Raw genomic sequence first — 20339 nt, 5'->3', positions numbered from 1 at the left:
GTACCATACACTCCTTACAAATTGGCTAAATCGGGATTAATAAACGCTAATAAAGCACTCATTCCAATTACGGACAAAGCAACAAAAATAACCGCTGTCGCATAAGTCGCAATTCTTTGAGAACGAGGATTGACTGTAATTCCCCAAGATACCAAGAAAGACCACAGCCCGTTGGAAAAATGAAATGTAGCTGCTAAAACTCCAACGATATAAAAGACAAGCATGAAAGGACTGCTAAGTATATCTGCCATCATATCATAATTCACATTTGCGCCTAAAGCAGCCTGCACTCGAGTCTGCCAAACGTGCCAGGCTATAAAGATTAATAAGTAAACACCTGTTATACGCTGAAATAAAAACATCCAATTTCTAAAATACCCAAATCGTCTTGTATTGCTCTTCCCTTGAAAAACAATAAAAAGACCATAAATAGCGTGAAACAAAATAGGAAGATAAATAACAAATATTTCTAAGAAAATACGGTACGGTAAAGATTCCATAAAATGAGCAGCTGCGTTAAATGAATCCGCGCCGCGCGTAGCAAAAAAGTTTACCGTCAAATGCTGGATAAGAAAGACGCCGATAGGAATAACGCCCAGCAAGGAATGCAGTCTGCGATTCATAAATTCACGGTTTTCAGCCATGCCAATGTTCCCCCTAATAATTTTTTGCTTCTTTGTTTTGTCGAAATCACTGCATATTACTTCTTTTCAATGAAACGACCTCCTGCCTTTCCCAGAGAGAACTAACATTCCCCACAATGAAGAAAACAGCTTTCTAGTTTACCTAGACTGTTCATTTTTTATCAATCATACTATGTATAGGGGATGTACCTTTCTCCTCTAGTAATAATTGTTACTCTTGTCCTAGTTAGCCTTGTTATTTTCAAGATTAACAAAACAATCGCTGGCCAAATAGTCTAACTACTCCACAAAATATTTTTTATCTTTCAGAATTCCGACAAATTTATTGTACTCCCAGTTTCACGGCGAGTCAAGAAACCGGATACAGTCATATATACGATTTCCGATAAGAAAAACCGGCCTTTTCAATCACTGACCGGTCTTTCATTAGTTTCTCTTATTAACCAATAATCATGCGTTCTGTTGGATAACGATAATGAGACTTCGTTTCTTTACGTTTCACCGAAAATAATAACACCAAAATCCCGACACGTCCGATGAACATAAGAGTCATTAATAAAACGAGACTGGCAGTTGATAAACTGTTCGTAATGCCCGTTGACAAGCCACTTGTTCCAAAGGCGGAACTTGTTTCAAAAATAATATCTATCAGCTCCACGTTTTGGTTCCCCTGTTCAAATGCACTGATTAATATTACGGCACTGAACAAACCAAACAAGAAAAATGACAAGACCATAAACGCCTTTTGTTTATCTTCTGGATGAATTTCTCGTCCAAACACTTTCACTTCACTTTTTCCAAGAGCAAAACTGCGAATAGACAAAAACATGACAGCAAGTGTCGTCGTTCGAATACCTCCCCCCACACTCGAAGGACTTGCTCCTATAATCATGAGTGAAGATATGAACAACAATGTGGGCAGTGTGAAGGATGACACTTCCATTGTAGACAAGCCGGCACTTCGAGCTGTTGCTGAATTAAAAATAGAATAGAAAAACTGTTGATGCCATGACATACTCTCATAAAACATATTTTTTTCCAGTACCCAAATACCAACAGCTCCTACAACAAAAATAAGAAAATACGTCGTCACTGTTACTTTTGTAAACAAACTGAATCTAAAGAGATTTCCCTTCGTCATGAAATATTCTTTAATTTCCATCAAGACCGGAAACCCAATTGCACCAGCAAAGATCAGTAACAAAACAATAAATTGTACGTAATAGTCATTAGCAAACGGTATCAAAGATTCCCCTGTTACATCAAAGCCCGCATTGGTAAATGCACTAAGTGCTGCAAAAGAGCCTTGATAGTAAGCTTCACCAACCGTATCAAAATGTTGAAGGTAGTAAGTACCCAAAATAAGTGCTCCCACAGCCTCTATTGCAAGTGCAAGCAGTAATATACCACGCATCAATTTGACCATACCAGAAAATTGATATTGGTTTTGGTCAACCATTATTAATAAACGCTGGGACAAATTAATTTTCCGCTTAAACAGCATCCACACAAAAGTACCGAGTGACATAATACCGATACCGCCAACCTGCATGGCGAGCGCAAGGATGAACACACCGACGTAGCTTAATGTATCGGATATGTCAACCAAAGTCAGCCCCGTCACACTTACCGCAGAAACAGAAGTGAAAAAAGACTCGAAGTAAGAAAGATTTACTCCAGGCTGATGAGAAAATGGCATCCATAATAAAAAACTGAATAAAAACATCGATAAAATATACGCAACAATAATCATCCGAAACGGTGTCATAAATTGTTCTAATCCCTTTTTCATTTCTCTTACCTCCGAAAGAACTCGGGCTTCAGTATATCATTTCTACTATACGTTAGCTATAGAGATTTCCACTTTTTAAAGTTATAATAATATGAGGAGAAAGGGTGAAAATATTATGAGTTATCCAGATAATCAAGAGCTTCATTTCGGGTATAATTTATTGAGGGAAACGTTGATTCCAGAATTGTTAGGAAGTGAAGAATCCGATATTTTGTATTGGGGCGGAAAACGAATTGCCCGCAAATATCCAGCTGCTGATATAGATGAAATGATACATTTTTTTCAAGAAGCGGGATGGGGACATCTTGAATGGACAAATGACAAAAAAAAGAGAGTCAATTTGAAATGAGCCTGATGCCATCAAAAGAATCAATCGACCGTCACATGGAAGCGGGATATCTTGCTCAACAGATAGAATATCAAAAGGGAAAACCAGCAGAAACTTTTATTATAGAAAAACGAAAACGGATTATGTTTCAAGTACAGTGGGATTAAAAACGCCAAATACTACCCTTACATAAGTAAACCGCTGATTTTCATACGAATCAGCGGTTTTACTCTGTTTCCTGCAGACGCTGCATTAATTCACGTGACACATTATCAGGAATGGAGATACCTCTGAAATCTTCAATAGACGCTTCTTTCATCTTTTTAATGGAACCAAAATGACGAAGTAGTAATCTCTTTCGTTTTTCACCAATCCCGGAAACATCATCGAGTATAGAAGTGAACATGTTTTTTTGGCGGGTTTGGCGGTGAAAAGTTATCGCAAACCGGTGAACTTCATCTTGAATTCGTTGGAGCAAATAAAAGGAATGGCTGTTTCTTTTTAGTGTAATCACTTCAGCCGGGTCCCCCATGATAAGCTCCGATGTTTTATGCTTATCATCCTTGGCCATACCAGCAACCGGCAAAAGCAGCCCCAACTCATCTTCAATAACACTTTTCGCAGCGCTGAGCTGCCCTTTTCCACCATCGATTAATATTAAATCGGGCAAGGCAGTTTTTTCTTTTAAGATTCGCACGTAACGACGGCGAATAACCTCTTTCATAGATGCGTAATCGTCTGGTCCCTCAACACTTTTAACTTTGTACTTACGATAATCTTTCTTAAACGGTTTGCCGTCCAAAAAGGTAACCATCGCTGCAACTGGATCTGTCCCTTGAATATTTGAATTGTCAAATGCTTCTATACGGAACGGCGTATCAATTTTCATCGTTTCTCCCAGTTGTTCCACTGCTTTGATCGTTCGTTCTTCGTCTCTTTCAATCAGTTGAAAACGCTCCGTCAATGCCTGTTCTGCATTCTTTTCTGCCAGACGGACTAATTCCCGCTTTTGTCCTCTTTTTGGCTGCAGCACTTTTACGGAAAGAAGCTGTTCGGCCATATCTAGGTCAATGCCTTCTGGTACTAACACTTCCCTTGGGAGCATATGCTCTTCTTTTAAATAAAATTGACCTAAAAAAGTTAAAAAGTCTTCTTGGTGGTCTTGATAAAACGGAAAAATGGATACGTCACGTTCTATTAATTTGCCCTGGCGCACAAAGAACACTTGTACACACATCCAACCTTTATCATAAGAATAAGCAAATACATCTCGATTCATCTGATCATTGATAGTCATTTTTTGTTTTTCCATGACGGCATCAATATGCTGAATTTGATCACGCAATTCTTTTGCCCGCTCAAAATTTAATTCTTCTGCTGCTTCTTCCATTTTTTCCTTTAAGTCCGTTTTTACTTGTTGATGCCCATTGTTCAGAAACTTTGTCATTTCTTGAACAAGATTGTGATTCGTTTCTTCGGATACATGAAATTCACACGGCGCCAAACATTGTCCGATATGATAATACAAACATACCCTATCAGGAAGCGTCCGGCATTTTCTCAAAGGGTAAAGACGATCAAGTAATTTTTTTGTTTCATTTGCTGCTCCAGCATTGGGATAGGGCCCGAAATATTTCGCCCCATCTTTTTTCACTTTTCTCGTTATAATTAAACGCGGATGTTCTTCGTTTGTAATTTTTAAATACGGATAAGATTTATCATCTTTTAAAATAACATTATACTTCGGTTCGTGCTTTTTGATTAAATTCATCTCTAAGATAAGGGCTTCTACGTTTGAAGACGTAATAATATATTCAAAATCGGTAATCTCGCTAACAAGCTGTTGTGTTTTTCCATCATGAGATCCGGTGAAGTATGAACGGACACGATTTTTCAACACTTTAGCTTTGCCTACATAAATAATCGTGCCATGTTTATTTTTCATTAGGTAACATCCCGGCTGTGCCGGAAGCACTGCGAGTAGTTCCTTTATGGTGGACAAGTCCGGTCACCTCTACTCCTTTTCTAACTTTTCTTCCATCCATTGCTGTAACAGCACAGCATGATTGTATTTTTCATCTTTGGCAGCAAAAACCAGAGTTACCTCTTTATCTACTGCTATATTTGTAAGCTCATTTAGTTTTTGTCTTCCTTCTTTGTTTGATTGTAATTCTTTTTTATATTCCTCTGCAAATACGATAAATTTATCTTTTTCATGATTAAACCACTTTCTCAGCTCCGGAGTTGGAGTTATCTCTTTGGCCCATTCATCAAGTTTTGCACGTTCTTTTGAAACACCACGCGGCCATACTTTGTCAACCAATACTCTATAACCGTCTTTTTCAGACACTTGTTCGTATATTCTTTTTATTTGAACAGGCATTTTCAACCCTCCCTCGGCGGCTTATAGTTCTTATCTGATTAAAAAAACTGCTGAGTAAATATCAGCAGTTTTTTATATTAAACATGTTTGTTAATAAGTTCCACCAATTGTTCTTTTGGCTGGAAACCAACGATTGTTTCCACCACTTCTCCATCTTTAAACATAAGAAGTGTTGGAATACTCATTACTCCGTATTTACCAGCAGTTTCTTGGTTCTCATCAACATCGAGTTTGGCGATTTTGACTTGATCTCCCATTTCCGAATCAATTTCTTCAAGTACGGGAGCAATCATTTTACAAGGTCCGCACCATGTAGCCCAGAAGTCAGCCAATACGACTCCTTCTGATGTTTCTTCAGCGAAACTTTGATCTGACACATTTACTATTGCCATTGTAATTGTCCTCCTTTTTAGCTAACAATCTGAATCTATTTTTCATTATAGCATCATGATTTATTCGTTGCGAATAAATTGCTTTAAATAATTTACCCAAGATAAAAATGAGTAAAACATTAAAAATGGGTTCCTTAAAAGAAAACCCATTTGTTTATTTTCTTATGTGGTTACGTTTTTGCATTCTTCAGTCAGCATCGGGATGACTTCAAAAAGATCCCCGACAATGCCGTAATCTGCCACATCAAAGATAGGTGCTTCTGGATCTTTGTTTATCGCAACAATTACTTTAGCATTAGACATACCGGCTAGATGTTGAATCGCACCAGATATACCGGCTGCGATATAAAGGTCCGGGGTGACGACTTTACCGGTTTGCCCGATTTGCAAAGAGTATTCACAATACTCTGCGTCACAAGCGCCTCTTGACGCCCCAATTGCCGCCCCCAGTACGTCCGCCAATTGTTCAAGCGGCTTAAATCCTTCCGCACTTTTTACGCCGCGGCCGCCGGCGACAATAATATTTGCTTCTGCCAAATCCACACCGTCGGTTGTTTTTTTCACCACTTCTTTAATCGTTGTTCGTAAGTCCTTCAGCTCTACATCCATACTGGTAATTGTACCCGTTCTCGATAAATCTTCAGTGCGTGCAGGAATATTATTCGGACGAATCGTTGCAAAAATAATGCCCTCTTCCATTATTTTCTTTTCAAATGCCTTCCCTGAATAAATAGGACGTGTGAACACGGGTGTTCCCGAGTCATTTTCTATAGCAACAACATCTGAAACGAGTCCATTGTTCAACTTTGCTGCTAACCTAGGTGCTAAATCTTTACCAACAGATGTATGAGCAAGAATAATTCCATTTGGCTTTTCTTGTTCATACACTTGTAAAAATGCCTGGCTGTAGGCATCCGTTGTATAATCTGCTAATTCTTCCCTCTCAACCGTAATGATACGGTCCGCTCCATAATGGATCATCGCTTTTGCGTGACTAGTCAGATTTTCTCCAAACAACACCCCGACAATCTCACCACCATCTGCTATATTCATAGCAGCAGCAATCGTTTCAAACGAAACATGACGCAATGTGTTATCTTTGACTTCCCCTACTACTAACATTTTCCTTGTCATAAGATATCCCTCCGTTATATAACTTTGGATTCATTCCGTAATAAACCAACCAGTTCCCTTACTTGATCCTTCGTTTCCCCTTGAAGTACTTTGCCTGCTTGCTTTTCTGGAGGAAGAAAACGATCCAGCGTATTTGTTTTAGCTTCTATTTTTTTCTCATCCAAATCGAGTTCATCTACGTCTATGGTCTCTAACGGTTTCTTTTTTGCCTTCATTATACCGGGAAGGGAAGGATATCGTGGTTCATTTAACCCCTGTTGACAAGTGACAACGAGCGGGAGGGAAGCCTCTACATATTCCACATCCCCTTCTACTTCTCTTTCTATTTTCACATCTCTATCTTCCACTTCTATTTTTGTAATCGTCGTTACCTGATTGATGCCTAATTTCTCTGCCACACGTGGAGCTACTTGACCAGATCCATCATCAACAGCAACATTGCCACCAAGAATGATATCTATTTCTTTGTCTATAAAATAAGCTGCTAATACCTCGCTAACAGAATAGTGATCCACTTCTCCTTCTAATTCTTCTATATCTAACAGGACAGCTTGGTCTACCCCCATCGCCAGTGCTGTGCGCAGTTCCTTTTCAGCCTCTTCCTCTCCTACAGTTACAACAGTTACTGTCCCGTCGTGTTTGTCACGCAAAACAATCGCCTCTTCTAAGGCATATTCATCGTAAGGATTGATAATAAATTCTACATCTTCTTCATCAATGCTTCCATTTTCAATAACAACTTTTTCCTCTGTATCAAACGTCCTTTTCATAATTACAAAGATATTCATTTTTCCTCCCCCTCATTTTGTAAAGGTTTTCAAAAAATAATAAACAATATGGCAAATTCAACGGCTTTTTATAAAACATCTTCTCGTAACTTAAATCCTTGTAAAAGCATATCAAATACCGGTTTTGAAAGAGACTCTAAATCATATTTACAATCTTTCATAACCCAATTTGTGGTTACTTCATCTAACGTTCCAAATATCATCTGGCGCGCCAATTTATCATTTACATCTTGTGAAAATACATTGGATGCTTTTCCTTTTTCAATAATACTTTCCATCACGCTTAAATATTCTTTCAACACTTCGTTAATACGTTGGCGCAACTTATAATTAGACTGTCTAAGTTCCAATTGCGTCACCACGGCAAGGTTTTTATCCGCAGCTAATTGCTTCAAATGCATTTCCACTAAGAACTGAAGCTCTTCTTCAATTGTGTTTGCTTCCGTGAGCTTAGAACGGATATGATCGACAAATGTTCCCATTTTCTCTTCAAACAAAGATATTAAAATATCTTCTTTATTTTTGAAATACAAATAAATTGTTCCATCTGCTACACCTGCTTCTTTTGCTATTCTTGAAACTTGTGCCTGATGGTAACCATTTTGCGCGATAACAGTTACTGCTGCATCTATAATTTGATCATACTTGGGTCCTTTTTTCGTAGCCATTGTTTAACGTCCTTCCTGTCCGCTTATCTTGTTTGTTTTCCTATGTCAGCCTTCAGATATGAATGAACAATCATTCATATCTGTGTTTTAATTGTAAAAAAACTGTTCTATTCTGTCAATAGGTGAACGAAGCATGGGCAGAAGAACCCTTTAACTCCGTTCTTTTTCTTCTTTGATTAACACTCTCTTCAAAATCTTTCCCACGCTCGTTTTTGGCAGCTCGTTACGAAACTCATACGTACGCGGTACTTTAAAAGAAGCCAGTCGATTTCTAGAAAACGTGTTTAAATCGTCCTCACTCAATTGCTCTCCTTCTTTTTTTACGACGATTGCTTTAACTGTTTCACCTCTGTATTTATCGGGGACACCGATCACTACTGCTTCTTGTACCGCCTCATGTTCATACAGAACTTCTTCAATTTCTCTAGGATAAATGTTAAAGCCTCCAGCGATAATCATATCTTTTTTTCGATCAACAATGTAAAAATATCCTTCTTCATCCATATAGCCCATATCCCCTGTTAACAACCAGTCGTTTCTAAACGCAATATCGGTTTCCTCCGGTCGGTTCCAATACCCCTTCATTACTTGCGGGCCTTTAACAACAATTTCTCCGACCTCCCCTGGTTCAGCAAAATCTCCTCCTTCTTGAGAAAGTATAGCTGCTTTGGTATCAGGCCATGGTAAACCAATACCTCCATCTTTTCTCCTTCCCCAAATTAAATTACAGTGTGTCACAGGAGAAGCTTCTGTCAATCCATATCCTTCGACTAGTTTGCCACCGGTTAACGCTTCAAATTGTTGCTGAACTTCTCGTGGAAGTGAAGCTGAACCGCTAATGCAAGCCTCGATGGAGGAGAGATTGTAGTCGTTAATATTTTTCTGGTTTAATAAACCGATATACATAGTAGGAGCTCCGGGAAACAGAGTTATTTTTTCTTTCTCTATCGTCTTCAATACTTTTTCGGGATCAAATTTCGGTAATATAACAAGCTCCGCTCCATGCATAATGGATAAATTCATGGATACCGTCATTCCATAAACATGAAAAAAAGGTAGCACGGCTAACGTTTTTTCTTGTCCCTTTTCTAGTTTATACATCCACTGCAAACATTGAGTAGTATTAGCAACAAGATTATGATGGGTGAGCATTACTCCTTTAGCTGGTCCTGTTGTCCCACCTGTGTATTGTAGCAACGCTATATCCCGCCTCGGTTTGATCTCTACTTCAGGAACAATACAGCTTCCCCGTTGGATTAGCTTTTCAAAGCGGTGAACATTTTCATCATAATTAATGTTCACTTTCATTTGTTGTGACCTCTTTTTTGTAAGCGGATACAATAAGTTTTTCGGAAAAGCTAGAGCATCTTTCACTCCTGTAACAATGATATTCTCAATCGATGTATTCTCCAGTACCTTCATGACACGCGGAAAAAGCGTATCTAAACATACAATCACTTTTGCGCCGGAATCTATTAGCTGATGTTCAAGCTCTCTTTCAACATATAAAGGATTGGTTTGCACTACAATAGCACCAGCCATTAATACTCCGTAATAACTTATAACGGATTGTGGCGTATTCGGCAACATAATCGAAACTCTGTCCCCTTTTTCAATCCCAAATGTCTTTATGAGCTGATTTGAAAATGCCGCCGCTTCTTTCAAGAGCTGTTCATACGTCCATTGATTTCCGTGAAAGCTCATTGCCTTGTGATTCGGGAAATCAGCAGCCGTCGTACTTAAAATGCCATGCAAAGGCGTATCAGGGTATGAAATAGTAGAGGGAATGTCCTTTGGATATTGTTGAAACCAGATGTCTCCCATTTTTGTTTGCAACCAATCGTCCTCCTCTTTTCCCTCTTTCATTTAAAAGCGTCTCCTCTTTCCTTTTATTATACTGAATAGCAATTCATTTTCATAGCGTTTTTTATGTAAAGATTATCACTCCACCTAAATTTCTTTTATTACAATGAAATTCAGGCGGAAATGATGATTTTTGCTCTTAATGGTTCCCTGTAGTCTCATCGCTTTGAAGCTTTTTCTTTTCTTCTTCCAGTAGAACACGCCTTAATACTTTACCAACCATCGTTTTTGGAAGCTCATCTCTGAACTCAAATAACCTCGGTACTTTAAACGAGGCCAAACGTTTACGACAGAAAGCTTGAAGTTCATCACTTGTAAGACGTTGATGTTCTTTTAATACAATAAACGCTTTAACTGTTTCGCCCCGGTATGGATCTGGGATACCAATGACTACAGCTTCTTGTATACCGACGTGTTCGTATAACACTTCCTCAATTTCACGTGGATAAATATTGAATCCGCCTGCAATAATTACATTCTTTTTGCGGTCGACAATGTAAAAATAACCATCCTCATCCCGGTAACCCATATCTCCTGTTAAAAACCAGTCTTCATTAAACGAAGCGGCTGTTTCTTCCGGCTGATTCCAATATCCTTTCATCACTTGGGGCCCTTTTACTATTATTTCACCAATTTCACCATCTTTAGCAGATTGATTTGTTTGAATAGATAAAATGTCTGCATCCGTATCCGGCCAAGGTATGCCTGTGCTCCCTATTTTTTGCTTTCCCCAAATGGGCATCGACATAACAACCGGAGAGGTCTCGGTTAATCCGTAGCCTTCTACTAGTTTTCCTCCCGATAGTTTCTCAAACCTTTCTTGAACTTCTAAAGGAAGAGGAGCTGATCCACTTAAACAGACTTTAATAGAGGATAAATTATATTTTTTCATAGAGGGTTCATTTATAAGACCAACATACATCGTCGGTGTGCCTGGAAAAAGTGTAATATCATGTTTATCAATGGCTTTAAGTGCCTGCACTGGATCAAATTTTGGCAAAATAATCATTTTTGAACGATACATAATTGAAAAATTCATAACAACAGTCATTCCATACACGTGAAAAAATGGCAGTGCTGCTAACGTCCGTTCTTCTCCCGCTCGCATTCGGTACATCCAAGCTCCAGCTTGCTGGGTATTTATAACAAGATTAGAGTGTGTCAGCATCACTCCTTTAGCCAAGCCCGTTGTCCCACCTGTATATTGCAGTAACGCTAAATCCTCACTTGGATCCACCGTAACTTCTGGTTCCACAGCTTGCCCTGACGTTAGTATAGATGTCAGATGATGAGTGTTGTCATTATAATCAATAGTTACTTTCATTCCTGTCTGTCTTTTTTGAACAAACGGATATATAAGATTTTTAGGAAAAGAAAGATAGTCTTTTATACTTGTTACAATGACATGTTCAAGACTGCTATTTCCACGAATCTTTTCCACCCTGGGAAATAAAGCATCCAGACAAATCATTACCTTTGCTTCTGAATCATTGACTTGATGTTCAATTTCACGTTCAACGTAGAGAGGGTTTGTTTGGACAACAATAGCTCCTGACATAAGAACCCCGTAATAACAGATGACAGCTTGTGGGGAATTAGCCAACATCACAGCTACCCTGTCTCCCTTTTTTATGCCAAGCAATATTAACTGGTTTGCAAGACGCAGTGCTTCATCGTACACCTCATGATATGTCATTGTTTTCCCAAGAAAATCGAGTGCTTCTTTATTTGGAACCGCATGAGCAGCTTCTTTTAAATAGGAATGTAAGGTTTTATTTTCATATGAAAGCGATGAGGAGATTTGATCAGGATAATGACGTAGCCATATTTTGTCTGTGGTCACCGGTTGGTCCTCCTTTATGTGAAAAAATAGCAATATCTTCTTTCTTTATCCTCTATTACTGTATGAGAAGCGAAGAGTCCTCATCCATATTATTTTCATTTAAAAGAAGGCGCTTACAACAAAGGTGCGATAACAGGGAGATACAATATTCGATACTATAAAATTATAATCATTCAAAACCGCTCCCTTATTACTGTCTACGCAAGAAAAACGGAATCTGGTAACCAGAGTTCCGTCTTGTGTGGGGCCACACTTTTTTTAAATATGCTTCTATCCACATCCGGTGGAACGCCCGTCTTCCGCTCCTGCTAAACGCCCAAAATATAAATCGCGTAAATTCTATCTTCTCCTATCTAACTAAAAAACAAAAGGTAAACTGCTCCAGACAGTACGAATAATATACAACAAATAATTAATATTTTTGAGAGACGCTCCACTTAACTTTCCTCCATATCTTATACTCTCTTACGCTAAGATACCTGCTCCGATGACAAATGACATTCCCGTAGAAATAATGAACGAAATAAAGCCCACCGCACGATTGTCTTTTGCTATTTCATCGTCTACTTTAAACATAGGTGTTAAAAACTCGAACATAACATAACTGAACACTAACAGAATAAATCCATAGGTTCCCCATAATACCATGGTTAAAACAGCATCATTATGTTCAATTGAAAAATGAAGAATGTTGGCCACCCCAAAAATTTTCCCGCCTGTGGCAAGGGCGACTGCAATATTACCATTTTTGATTTCTTCCCAATTTCGATAAGATGTAATCGTTTCAAAGATTGCCAGAAAAACAATAAGAGACAAGACCGCTACGCTAAAATGAGCGGCTGTTTCTACGAATGCATTTTGCATCAATGCTTCCACGTCTGTTCATCCTCTCTTACAGCCTGTTTATTTTAATTGAGCAACGGTATTTCCAATCCCGCCCTCATTCATTCCACCATCTCTCGTTTCTGCGACACTAGGATGCTTTTTCAACAGCTCTTTAACCCCTTTGCGCAATGCACCAGTGCCTTTACCGTGAATGATATGAACTTGTGGATAGCCTGCAAGAACTGCGTCATCTAAATACTTTTCGACTTTTCTCATTGCATCTTCATAACGAACGCCTCGCAAATCAAGCTCTGGTTTAACCGTTGTATTGGTCGAAACTGTAGAAACTGGGCGCGTCGGTTGAGACACAGATTCCTGTTTCACCTTTTCCATATCCTCTGCTTTTACATTTACTTTCATAATACCAAGTTGTACCCGATATTCTTTGTCATTTGATTTCTCTAGTATTTGACCTTGTTGACCAAAGCTTAGGACCCGTACTTCGTCTCCTGGTTCAAAAGACTGCTGTTTTTGAGCTTGTTTTTTTATTTGTTTTTGACGTTTGCTTAGTTCAGGAGCAGCAGTTTCCATTCGCTTTTTAGCATCAATTAATTCGTGCTCTTTTACACTGTGTCCCTGTTTTTGTAATTCTCTTAAGTCATGGATAATAGAATCAGCTTCATTACGCGCTTTATCCAACTCTTTTTGTGCCTTGTCTTCGGCGGATTTGAGAATGTCGTCTTTTTTCTTTTCTAACTCTTTCATTTTTTGGTCAAGATCATGATGAAGTTGTTCTGCTTCATATCTCGTTTTTTGGGCTTGTTTCATTTCTTCTTCGGCTGACCGCTGCTTTCCCTCAAGGGAGGTAATCATATTTTCCACTTGGCGGCTTTCAGCATTCACTTCTGATTCTGCCGCTTCAATAATCGATTCGTCGAGGCCAAGCCGTCGTGAAATTGCAAACGCATTACTTCGACCTGGAATTCCTGTTAACAGTCGATATGTCGGACGCAGCGTTTCTACATCAAACTCTACACTTGCGTTCATGACACCTTCACGATTATACGCATAACCCTTCAATTCGCTATAGTGTGTGGTGGCGACAAGTTTTGCACCGCTGTTGTACACATAATCAAGAATGGAAACGGCTAATGCAGCACCTTCTGTAGGATCCGTTCCTGCCCCTATTTCATCAAACAGGACAAGACTTTCATGATCCACCTGCTGTAAAATATCAACAATATTCGTCATGTGGGAAGAAAATGTACTTAAGTTTTGTTCAATTGATTGTTCATCCCCTATATCGGCAAACACGCTCGAGAACACAGCTGCTTCCGAGTCTTCTTCAACAGGCAAAAATAGACCAGATTGCGCCATTAAGGTAAGTAGCCCTACCGTTTTTAATGTAACAGTCTTACCACCTGTGTTCGGCCCTGTTATGACAAGTGATGAGAAATCCGTACCAAGTTCCACATCAATGGGAACTACTTCATCTTCAATTAAGAGAGGGTGCTTGGCATCTTTAAAGTGTAGCCGTCCCGTTCCGTTTAACCGTGGCTGTGTCGCTTTCATTTCTCTAGCATAGTAAGCTTTGCTAAAGAGGAAGTCCAGTTCTGCCAGATAGTTGATATTTTGTAACAATTCTTCCGTATATTCTTGCACTTGAGCCGACAGTTCTTTTAAAATTCTTTCTATTTCCTGGCGTTCTTTGCCTTTTGCTTCATTCAACTGATTGTTCATGGTGACAACAGCCTGAGGTTCAATAAACAGCGTCGCACCAGAAGCAGATTGGTCATGAACTATACCGCCGAATGAAGAACGATATTCTTGTTTTACCGGTACAACATAACGATCATTACGAACGGTCACAATCGAATCTGATAATTTTTTTTGCTGTTCAGATGACCTTGTCATTCGTTCCAATTTCGAACGAATTTCTGCTTCACTGCTTCTTATTTGCTGACGAATACCTCGAAGTGTGTGACTCGCGGAATCTAATACTTCTCCGTGGTCATCAATACATTGTTTTATCGTACGTTCCAAATCTGTAAGCGGTGTAATATATTCAACAAGATCAGCTAACAAAGGAACTTCTATTTCCTCTTCCACCATTGTTTCAACAAAAGATTTCATTCTCCGTCCGCCATACACCGTATCTGCTATTTCCATTAATTCACCTGCATTAAGCGTTCCGCCAATTTGTGCTCGTTTCAGGTGAGCATGAATGTTTCGAATGCCTCCTAAAGGTACTTGTCCTTTAAGACGAAGAACTTTTGCTCCTTCATAGGTTCTGCTTTGTTCAAGCTGGGCTGTCTCAAGATTAGTGTGGGGCTGAAGCTTTTCCACCCTACTTCTGCCAAGCGATGATGCTACGTGCGTTTTTAACTGTTCTTTCATTTTTTCGTATTCTAGCACACGGTTTACTCGTGCGTTCATGCCTGTCATCCTTTCAAGCTTTATAAACTGAAGTTGAGTAGTCTGTTCTGTTTTACCTGCTCCGTTTTTCCCGCAGAAAAGACAGAAGAGACGCATAGCTCCGCGTATTTACAATTTGGTCTTTTGTGAGCAAAGCTTTTCTTGCAATACCCGCCCCTATTTCCATATGACTTAACATGTCCGGCGAATGTGCGTCTGTATTTATCGTAATCACCGTGCCAATCTCACCAGCTTTACGAAGCCATTCCGCCGATAAATCAAGTCGATTTGGGTTTGAATTCAACTCAAGTGCGGTGCCAGTTGAGGCTGCTTGCTGCAACAGTGATTCTACGTCTACTTTGTAACCATCCCGCCGTCCAATCAAGCGCCCAGTCGGGTGAGCAATAATATTTACATATGGACTGTATAACGCTGCTTTCATCCTGTTCATAATTTCTTCTTCTGATTGTGAAAAAGACGAATGAATCGATGCAATCACAACATCAAGTTTTTCAAGTACAGTTTCTTCTAAATCAAGTGTTCCGTCCGGACGAATGTCCATTTCAATTCCAGCCAACACTTCGATGTCATCATACTTATTGTTTACTCTGCGAATTTCTTCTATTTGTCGAAGAACTCTTTCTTCATTCAAACCATGAGCCACTTGTAAAAATTTCGAATGATCGGTTATCGCAATCCATTCGTGTCCCCTATTTTTGGCTTCTAATGTCATTTCTTCGACAGAAAGAGCTCCGTCACTCCAGGTTGTGTGCATATGAAGGTCCCCGCGAATATCTCTTCGTGTAACAGACTCAAATGGTTCTCTGTAGCGCTCGATTTCTTCCCCACCCAACCTTGCTTCTGGTGGAATATAGTATAACCCGAAATGAGAAAAAAAGGCTTCTTCTGAAGAAAATGTCTTGATTTCTCCCGTTTCAAGATCCTCAATGCCATACTCACTGACTTTTTCTCCTTGTGCTTTAGCCATTTGACGGATGAGTACGTTGTGATCTTTTGATCCTGTAAAATGGTGAAGTGTTGTTGCGAAAGCTTTTTCTTCCACAAGACGAACATCAACCTGAACCGGGTAAGTAAAAGTAAGTTCTAACGACACTTTTGCCTGTCCGTCCGCTATTACTTCAGAAACCAATTCCAATTCTTTTAACTGCTGCCGTGCCACATCAGGATCTTTCACTACCATAATATAGTCAAGATCTTTAATCGTCTCTTCCATCCTCCGCAAACTGCCCGCTCTTTCATAACGTTCTACTTCGATATTCTCTTCAATTTGCTGTTCTACCACTTTTGCAACCTCTAACATAAAATGAATAGGTAAACGTTCCGGACGGTTCCCCATATCTTCCAGCGCCGAGAGAATTTTTTCTTCCGTTTTTGCTCCGAAACCAGCCAATTTTTGTACTTTTCCTGCATGACACTCCGTTTTTAAAGATGCTGCGTCAGTTATTCCCAGCTCCTGGTATAACTTCGCGAGTTTTTTCCCTCCAAGGCCTGGTAAGTCTAACAGCGGAACAAGTCCTGAAGGTACGTCCTTTTTTAATGTTTCTAACAATTCTGATCGATTTGTTTCTCTCAACTCTTTAATCACAGCAGCTGTCCCTTTTCCTATCCCTTGCAATACCCCCGGGTCTTCTATTTCTGAAAGGGAGCGTTCGTCTTGCTCTAACGCTTGCGCTGCTTTACGGTATGCGGATATTTTAAATGAATTCTCGCCTTTTAGTTCCAAATAAACAGCAATCATTTCTAATGACTTGATTAACTCTTTTTTATTCATCGGCGTTTTTTCCTCCTAGTTAGAAAAAACTTCTCATCTTACAGAGAAGTTTCTAAATCTATCATACATCCGACCATAAGTCCTTTAACCAATCGGACAATATCGGGGTATGGTTAATTATTGCATTAGCCACCCATGAATCAGCTATTGCGTTTTGCAGCATCTCAATTGGCATAAGTGCAGCTGTTATTAACAAAATAAACAAAATCAAATACGTTTCTACTAATCCAAGCACTCCACCAAGCCAACGGTTTAATGTTTTCAACACTGGGAGTTTTGTTACAAAATCGAGCATGGAACCGATAATTTGCAATATAATTTTCGCAACAAAAAACAACAAGAAAAACGAAATACCTGAATAATAGACAGACTCCAAATCAAAGGATGCAACAGCCATGCTGACAACGCCGTCCCCATCACTTGAAATTTCCGGGTATGGGAGCCATAGCCGTAAATATTCCGCAAGATCTTGATAAAAGTAAAAAGCAATAAATAAAGCAACAAAAAAACTGACAAGGTGTATAAGTTGTAAAATGAATCCTCTTCGTAGACCAACGAAGAAACTAACTAATAAAATCAGGACTAACAGAAGACTTAGCATAACTTACCTATCCTCTTTCTCATTTCTATCATTATTCTCTATAGATTGTTTTAATTTCATATAATCATCAACGACGTTCAAGGCCGTTAAAACTGCGAGTCTCGATGTGTCTAAATAAGGGTTGTGACGTTTAAATTCCCGCATTTTCTGGTCAAGTTGTTCTGCAACACTTATTACATGCTCAGAAGGTTCGTCTCCTACAATCGTATAAGGCTGCCCAAAAATAGTAACAGTTGTTCTCTGTTTTTCCTTGTCTTCTTCCACCGGAAAAACCTCCTGTCTTCGCAAAATACCTATCCATTATAATAACAGAATCATTTTAGAATGGAAATGTTTTTAAAAGGGAAACAAAAACCGTTACGTTATAGAAGCTTATGCCTGCCGTGCAATCATTTATTATAAAAACTCCCGCACCTAAAAACGATAGCGGGAGTATAACATTTATTGTCGGAGGGAAGCGTTCACTTGCTCTTGAAGCTGTGTTAACACATTATCATGTGCTTTGGATACCTCTTCATCCGTTAACGTTCGTTCTGGATCCAAGTAGACTAGGGAAAAAGCGAGCGATTTTTGGCCATCACTCAAATTCTCACCTTGGTATACATCGAATAAGGAAACACGATGTAACAGATCACCGCCTGCATTTATAATAACTTGCTGCACGTCTCCTGCTGCTACTTCTTCCCCAACTACAAGCGCAATATCTCTCGTAATGGAAGGGTAACGTGGAATTGTTTCATAAAACAGCGCATTCGCTGTAAATGCTAGTAATGCATCTACATCAAGTTGGAAAACATATGTTTCTTTAATACCCCATTCTTTTTCTACCATCGGATGGGTTTGGCCGATGAAGCCGATGGTTTGTCCATCCAGATAGACATCAGCGCTTCGTCCAGGATGTAGTTCCGTATGGTTCGAGCGATGAAATTGAATATGGTCTGCCAGCCCGATTTCTTCAAACAAACCTTCCAATATCCCTTTCACAATGAAGAAATCTGTCTTTTTCTTCTCTCCCTGCCAAAGCTGCACATCCCACATTCCAGCAATGGCTCCAGCGAGTACTTGTTTTTCGTGCGGTTGTTTGGAAAGCGATTCTTTTTCCCCGATAAAAATAGATCCTAATTCAAACACCGCTACATCATTCAATTGGCGATTACGATTGTATTGAACGGTATCAAGCAGATGAGGCAACAAGCTGGTTCTCATTTTACTTCTGTCTTCACTCATCGGCATCGACACATCAACCGTTCCCGGCACATCTTGCAGTTGAAACCTATTACTTCGATTCGAAGAAGTTAATGTGTACGTAATCGCTTCGTGCAATCCTGAACCTTCTAAATATCTGCGGATTTTTCTCCTTTTTTGTTGAGCAGGAGAAAGCGATCCTGGTGTAGTAGTACCAGCCGGAAGCGTTGTTGGAATGTTATCATAGCCGTACAAACGAGCTACTTCCTCTGCTAGATCTACTTCCATTTCAAGGTCAGGCCGTCTCGTTGGCACATCCACAATAATATGATTCTTGTCTACTCTTGCTTCTAAACGAAGACGTCGAAAAATGGAGAGGATGTCGTCTTCTTTTAAATCCATTCCTAATAATTTGTTCAATTGAGCAGAGCTTGTTGTAATCATTGGGTTTTCTGTTGGACGATGATCGACTTCTACAGTTCCTTCCAGTACATCACCACCAGCATATTGTTCTAACAATTTTGCTGCACGTTCTGCTGCTTCTTCTATCCTTCCAGAGTCGATTCCTTTTTCAAAACGGATGCTTGATTCACTGCGAATTCCTATATCTTTTGACGCTTTACGAACGCGCGTCGGCTGAAAGTAAGCAGCTTCTAACAGAACTGTCGTTGTATCGTCCTGTACTTCAGAGAAGGATCCACCCATAACACCAGCAAGAGCCACCGGTTCTTCACCATTTGTTATAACCAAATGCTCGTTTGTCAATGTCCGTACTTCTTCATCCAGTGTCTTCATTTGTTCATCAGCATTAGCACGACGTACAACAATGTCGGAAGATCCAAACTTATCCAAGTCAAAAGCGTGCAGCGGTTGTCCATACTCCATTAACACATAATTCGTAATATCTACAACATTGTTTATAGGTCTAATCCCTGCTGCTGTTAACCTGTTTTGCATCCATTGTGGGGAAGGTCCAACCGAAATGTTGCGAATCACTTTTGCACCGTAATATGGATTATCATTCGGCGTTTCCACTTGAACAGCTATATAATCTTTCACGGATTCTCCAGCTTGCCCGTGAGTCACAGATGGGTGTTGAACACCTCTATCTAAGAGAGCTGCCATTTCGTAAGCTACACCTAAAATGCTAAGGCAGTCTGGCCGATTCGGTGTCAAGTCAAGTTCTAGCACCGTATCTCGAAGGGAAAGTTCTGCCACAGCATCAGAACCGATTGCTGCCTCATCAGAGAAAACATAAATACCATCCATGAACTCTTTTGCTACAAGTTTTTGTTCAATGCCAAGTTCTTGCAGAGAGCAAATCATACCTTCTGACGTTTGTCCCCGTAATTCTGTTTTTTCAATTTTCATACCACCAGGAAGAACAGCACCAGGTTTTGCCACCGCAACTTTTTGACCTGCCTTTACGTTAGGTGCGCCACACACAATCGGCGCTGTCTGTTCTCCAGTATTGACCTGGCACACATTTAGTTTATCTGCATCAGGATGCCTCTCACAAGACTCTACATATCCTACGACGACATTATTAATTCCTTCACTGCGCGGATGAAGCATGTCTACTTCTACACCGCCACGCGTCAAACGCTCTGCTGTTTCTTCTACACTTAAGTCTTTTATATCTACATAATCTTTTAACCATTGATAGGATACTAACATATCTTTAAC

18 protein-coding genes are annotated in these 20339 nt (G+C 39.6%); 2 read left to right on the top strand and 16 right to left on the bottom strand.

Features of this window, described 5'->3' with window-relative positions; translation table 11 throughout:
* Positions 1 to 14 precede the first annotated feature (14 nt).
* Positions 15 to 644 carry a succinate dehydrogenase cytochrome b558 subunit gene (locus J2S78_RS05170; protein WP_125556965.1) on the bottom strand — a complete coding sequence of 210 codons (630 nt, stop codon included), beginning with the start codon at positions 642 to 644 and terminating at the stop codon, positions 15 to 17.
* A 439-nt stretch (positions 645 to 1083) separates the two neighbouring features.
* Positions 1084 to 2436, bottom strand: coding sequence for a TrkH family potassium uptake protein (locus J2S78_RS05165; protein ID WP_306896872.1), 1353 nt, complete (start codon positions 2434 to 2436; stop codon positions 1084 to 1086).
* Between the two features lie 115 nt (positions 2437 to 2551).
* Here J2S78_RS05165 and J2S78_RS05160 point away from each other — a divergent pair, with 115 nt between their 5' ends.
* Together J2S78_RS05160 and J2S78_RS05155 are read left to right on the top strand one after the other, a co-directional pair.
* Positions 2552 to 2785: a DUF2507 domain-containing protein gene (locus tag J2S78_RS05160; RefSeq protein ID WP_306896871.1), complete on the top strand. Its 234-nt coding sequence runs from the start codon at positions 2552 to 2554 to the stop codon at positions 2783 to 2785.
* Positions 2782 to 2931, top strand: coding sequence for a hypothetical protein (locus J2S78_RS05155; protein ID WP_306896870.1), 150 nt, complete (start codon positions 2782 to 2784; stop codon positions 2929 to 2931). The genes J2S78_RS05160 and J2S78_RS05155 overlap by 4 nt, the downstream gene beginning before the upstream one ends.
* A 59-nt stretch (positions 2932 to 2990) precedes the next feature.
* Here the strand turns inward: J2S78_RS05155 and uvrC are convergent, their stop codons facing one another.
* From uvrC to pheT, 14 genes are all read right to left on the bottom strand, one after another.
* The gene (gene uvrC / locus J2S78_RS05150) at positions 2991 to 4709 is read right to left on the bottom strand and encodes an excinuclease ABC subunit UvrC (RefSeq protein ID WP_370871507.1); all 1719 of its coding nucleotides are present in this window, start codon (positions 4707 to 4709) and stop codon (positions 2991 to 2993) included.
* Positions 4710 to 4778: 69 nt separating this feature from the next.
* On the bottom strand, positions 4779 to 5147 hold the full coding sequence (locus J2S78_RS05145) for a DUF488 domain-containing protein (RefSeq protein ID WP_306896868.1): 369 nt from the start codon (positions 5145 to 5147) through the stop codon (positions 4779 to 4781).
* A 77-nt stretch (positions 5148 to 5224) separates the two neighbouring features.
* A complete protein-coding gene (trxA, locus tag J2S78_RS05140; RefSeq protein WP_306896867.1) occupies positions 5225 to 5539 on the bottom strand; it encodes a thioredoxin in 315 nt (104 codons plus the stop codon).
* A 162-nt stretch (positions 5540 to 5701) separates the two neighbouring features.
* Positions 5702 to 6673: an electron transfer flavoprotein subunit alpha/FixB family protein gene (locus tag J2S78_RS05135; RefSeq protein ID WP_306896866.1), complete on the bottom strand. Its 972-nt coding sequence runs from the start codon at positions 6671 to 6673 to the stop codon at positions 5702 to 5704.
* Positions 6674 to 6687: 14 nt separating this feature from the next.
* Positions 6688 to 7461 (bottom strand): electron transfer flavoprotein subunit beta/FixA family protein, encoded by a 774-nt coding sequence (locus tag J2S78_RS05130; protein ID WP_306896865.1) that lies wholly within the window; start codon positions 7459 to 7461, stop codon positions 6688 to 6690.
* A 68-nt stretch (positions 7462 to 7529) separates the two neighbouring features.
* Entirely contained in the window at positions 7530 to 8129 is a 600-nt protein-coding gene (gene fadR, locus J2S78_RS05125; RefSeq protein ID WP_306896864.1) for a fatty acid metabolism transcriptional regulator FadR, read from the bottom strand.
* Positions 8130 to 8279: 150 nt separating this feature from the next.
* Complete coding sequence (locus J2S78_RS05120; protein ID WP_306896863.1) at positions 8280 to 9995, bottom strand: long-chain-fatty-acid--CoA ligase; 1716 nt, start codon at positions 9993 to 9995, stop codon at positions 8280 to 8282.
* A 136-nt stretch (positions 9996 to 10131) separates the two neighbouring features.
* Positions 10132 to 11835: an AMP-binding protein gene (locus tag J2S78_RS05115; protein WP_306896862.1), complete on the bottom strand. Its 1704-nt coding sequence runs from the start codon at positions 11833 to 11835 to the stop codon at positions 10132 to 10134.
* A gap of 465 nt (positions 11836 to 12300) precedes the next feature.
* Positions 12301 to 12699: a DUF350 domain-containing protein gene (locus J2S78_RS05110; RefSeq protein ID WP_125557134.1), complete on the bottom strand. Its 399-nt coding sequence runs from the start codon at positions 12697 to 12699 to the stop codon at positions 12301 to 12303.
* A 39-nt stretch (positions 12700 to 12738) separates the two neighbouring features.
* The gene (locus J2S78_RS05105) at positions 12739 to 15096 is read right to left on the bottom strand and encodes an endonuclease MutS2 (protein WP_306896861.1); all 2358 of its coding nucleotides are present in this window, start codon (positions 15094 to 15096) and stop codon (positions 12739 to 12741) included.
* A gap of 52 nt (positions 15097 to 15148) precedes the next feature.
* Complete coding sequence (polX, locus tag J2S78_RS05100; RefSeq protein WP_306896860.1) at positions 15149 to 16867, bottom strand: DNA polymerase/3'-5' exonuclease PolX; 1719 nt, start codon at positions 16865 to 16867, stop codon at positions 15149 to 15151.
* A 61-nt stretch (positions 16868 to 16928) separates the two neighbouring features.
* On the bottom strand, positions 16929 to 17468 hold the full coding sequence (locus J2S78_RS05095) for a CvpA family protein (RefSeq protein ID WP_306896859.1): 540 nt from the start codon (positions 17466 to 17468) through the stop codon (positions 16929 to 16931).
* 3 nt (positions 17469 to 17471) lie between these two features.
* On the bottom strand, positions 17472 to 17732 hold the full coding sequence (gene zapA / locus J2S78_RS05090; RefSeq protein ID WP_306896858.1) for a cell division protein ZapA: 261 nt from the start codon (positions 17730 to 17732) through the stop codon (positions 17472 to 17474).
* Positions 17733 to 17909: 177 nt separating this feature from the next.
* Complete coding sequence (gene pheT, locus J2S78_RS05085) at positions 17910 to 20330, bottom strand: phenylalanine--tRNA ligase subunit beta (RefSeq protein ID WP_306896857.1); 2421 nt, start codon at positions 20328 to 20330, stop codon at positions 17910 to 17912.
* Between the last annotated feature and the right edge of the window lie 9 nt (positions 20331 to 20339).

This window comes from Salibacterium salarium, from assembly GCF_030813635.1.
Lineage (GTDB): Bacteria > Bacillota > Bacilli > Bacillales > Marinococcaceae > Salibacterium > Salibacterium salarium.
This window is presented reverse-complemented; position numbering and strand designations above follow the sequence as displayed.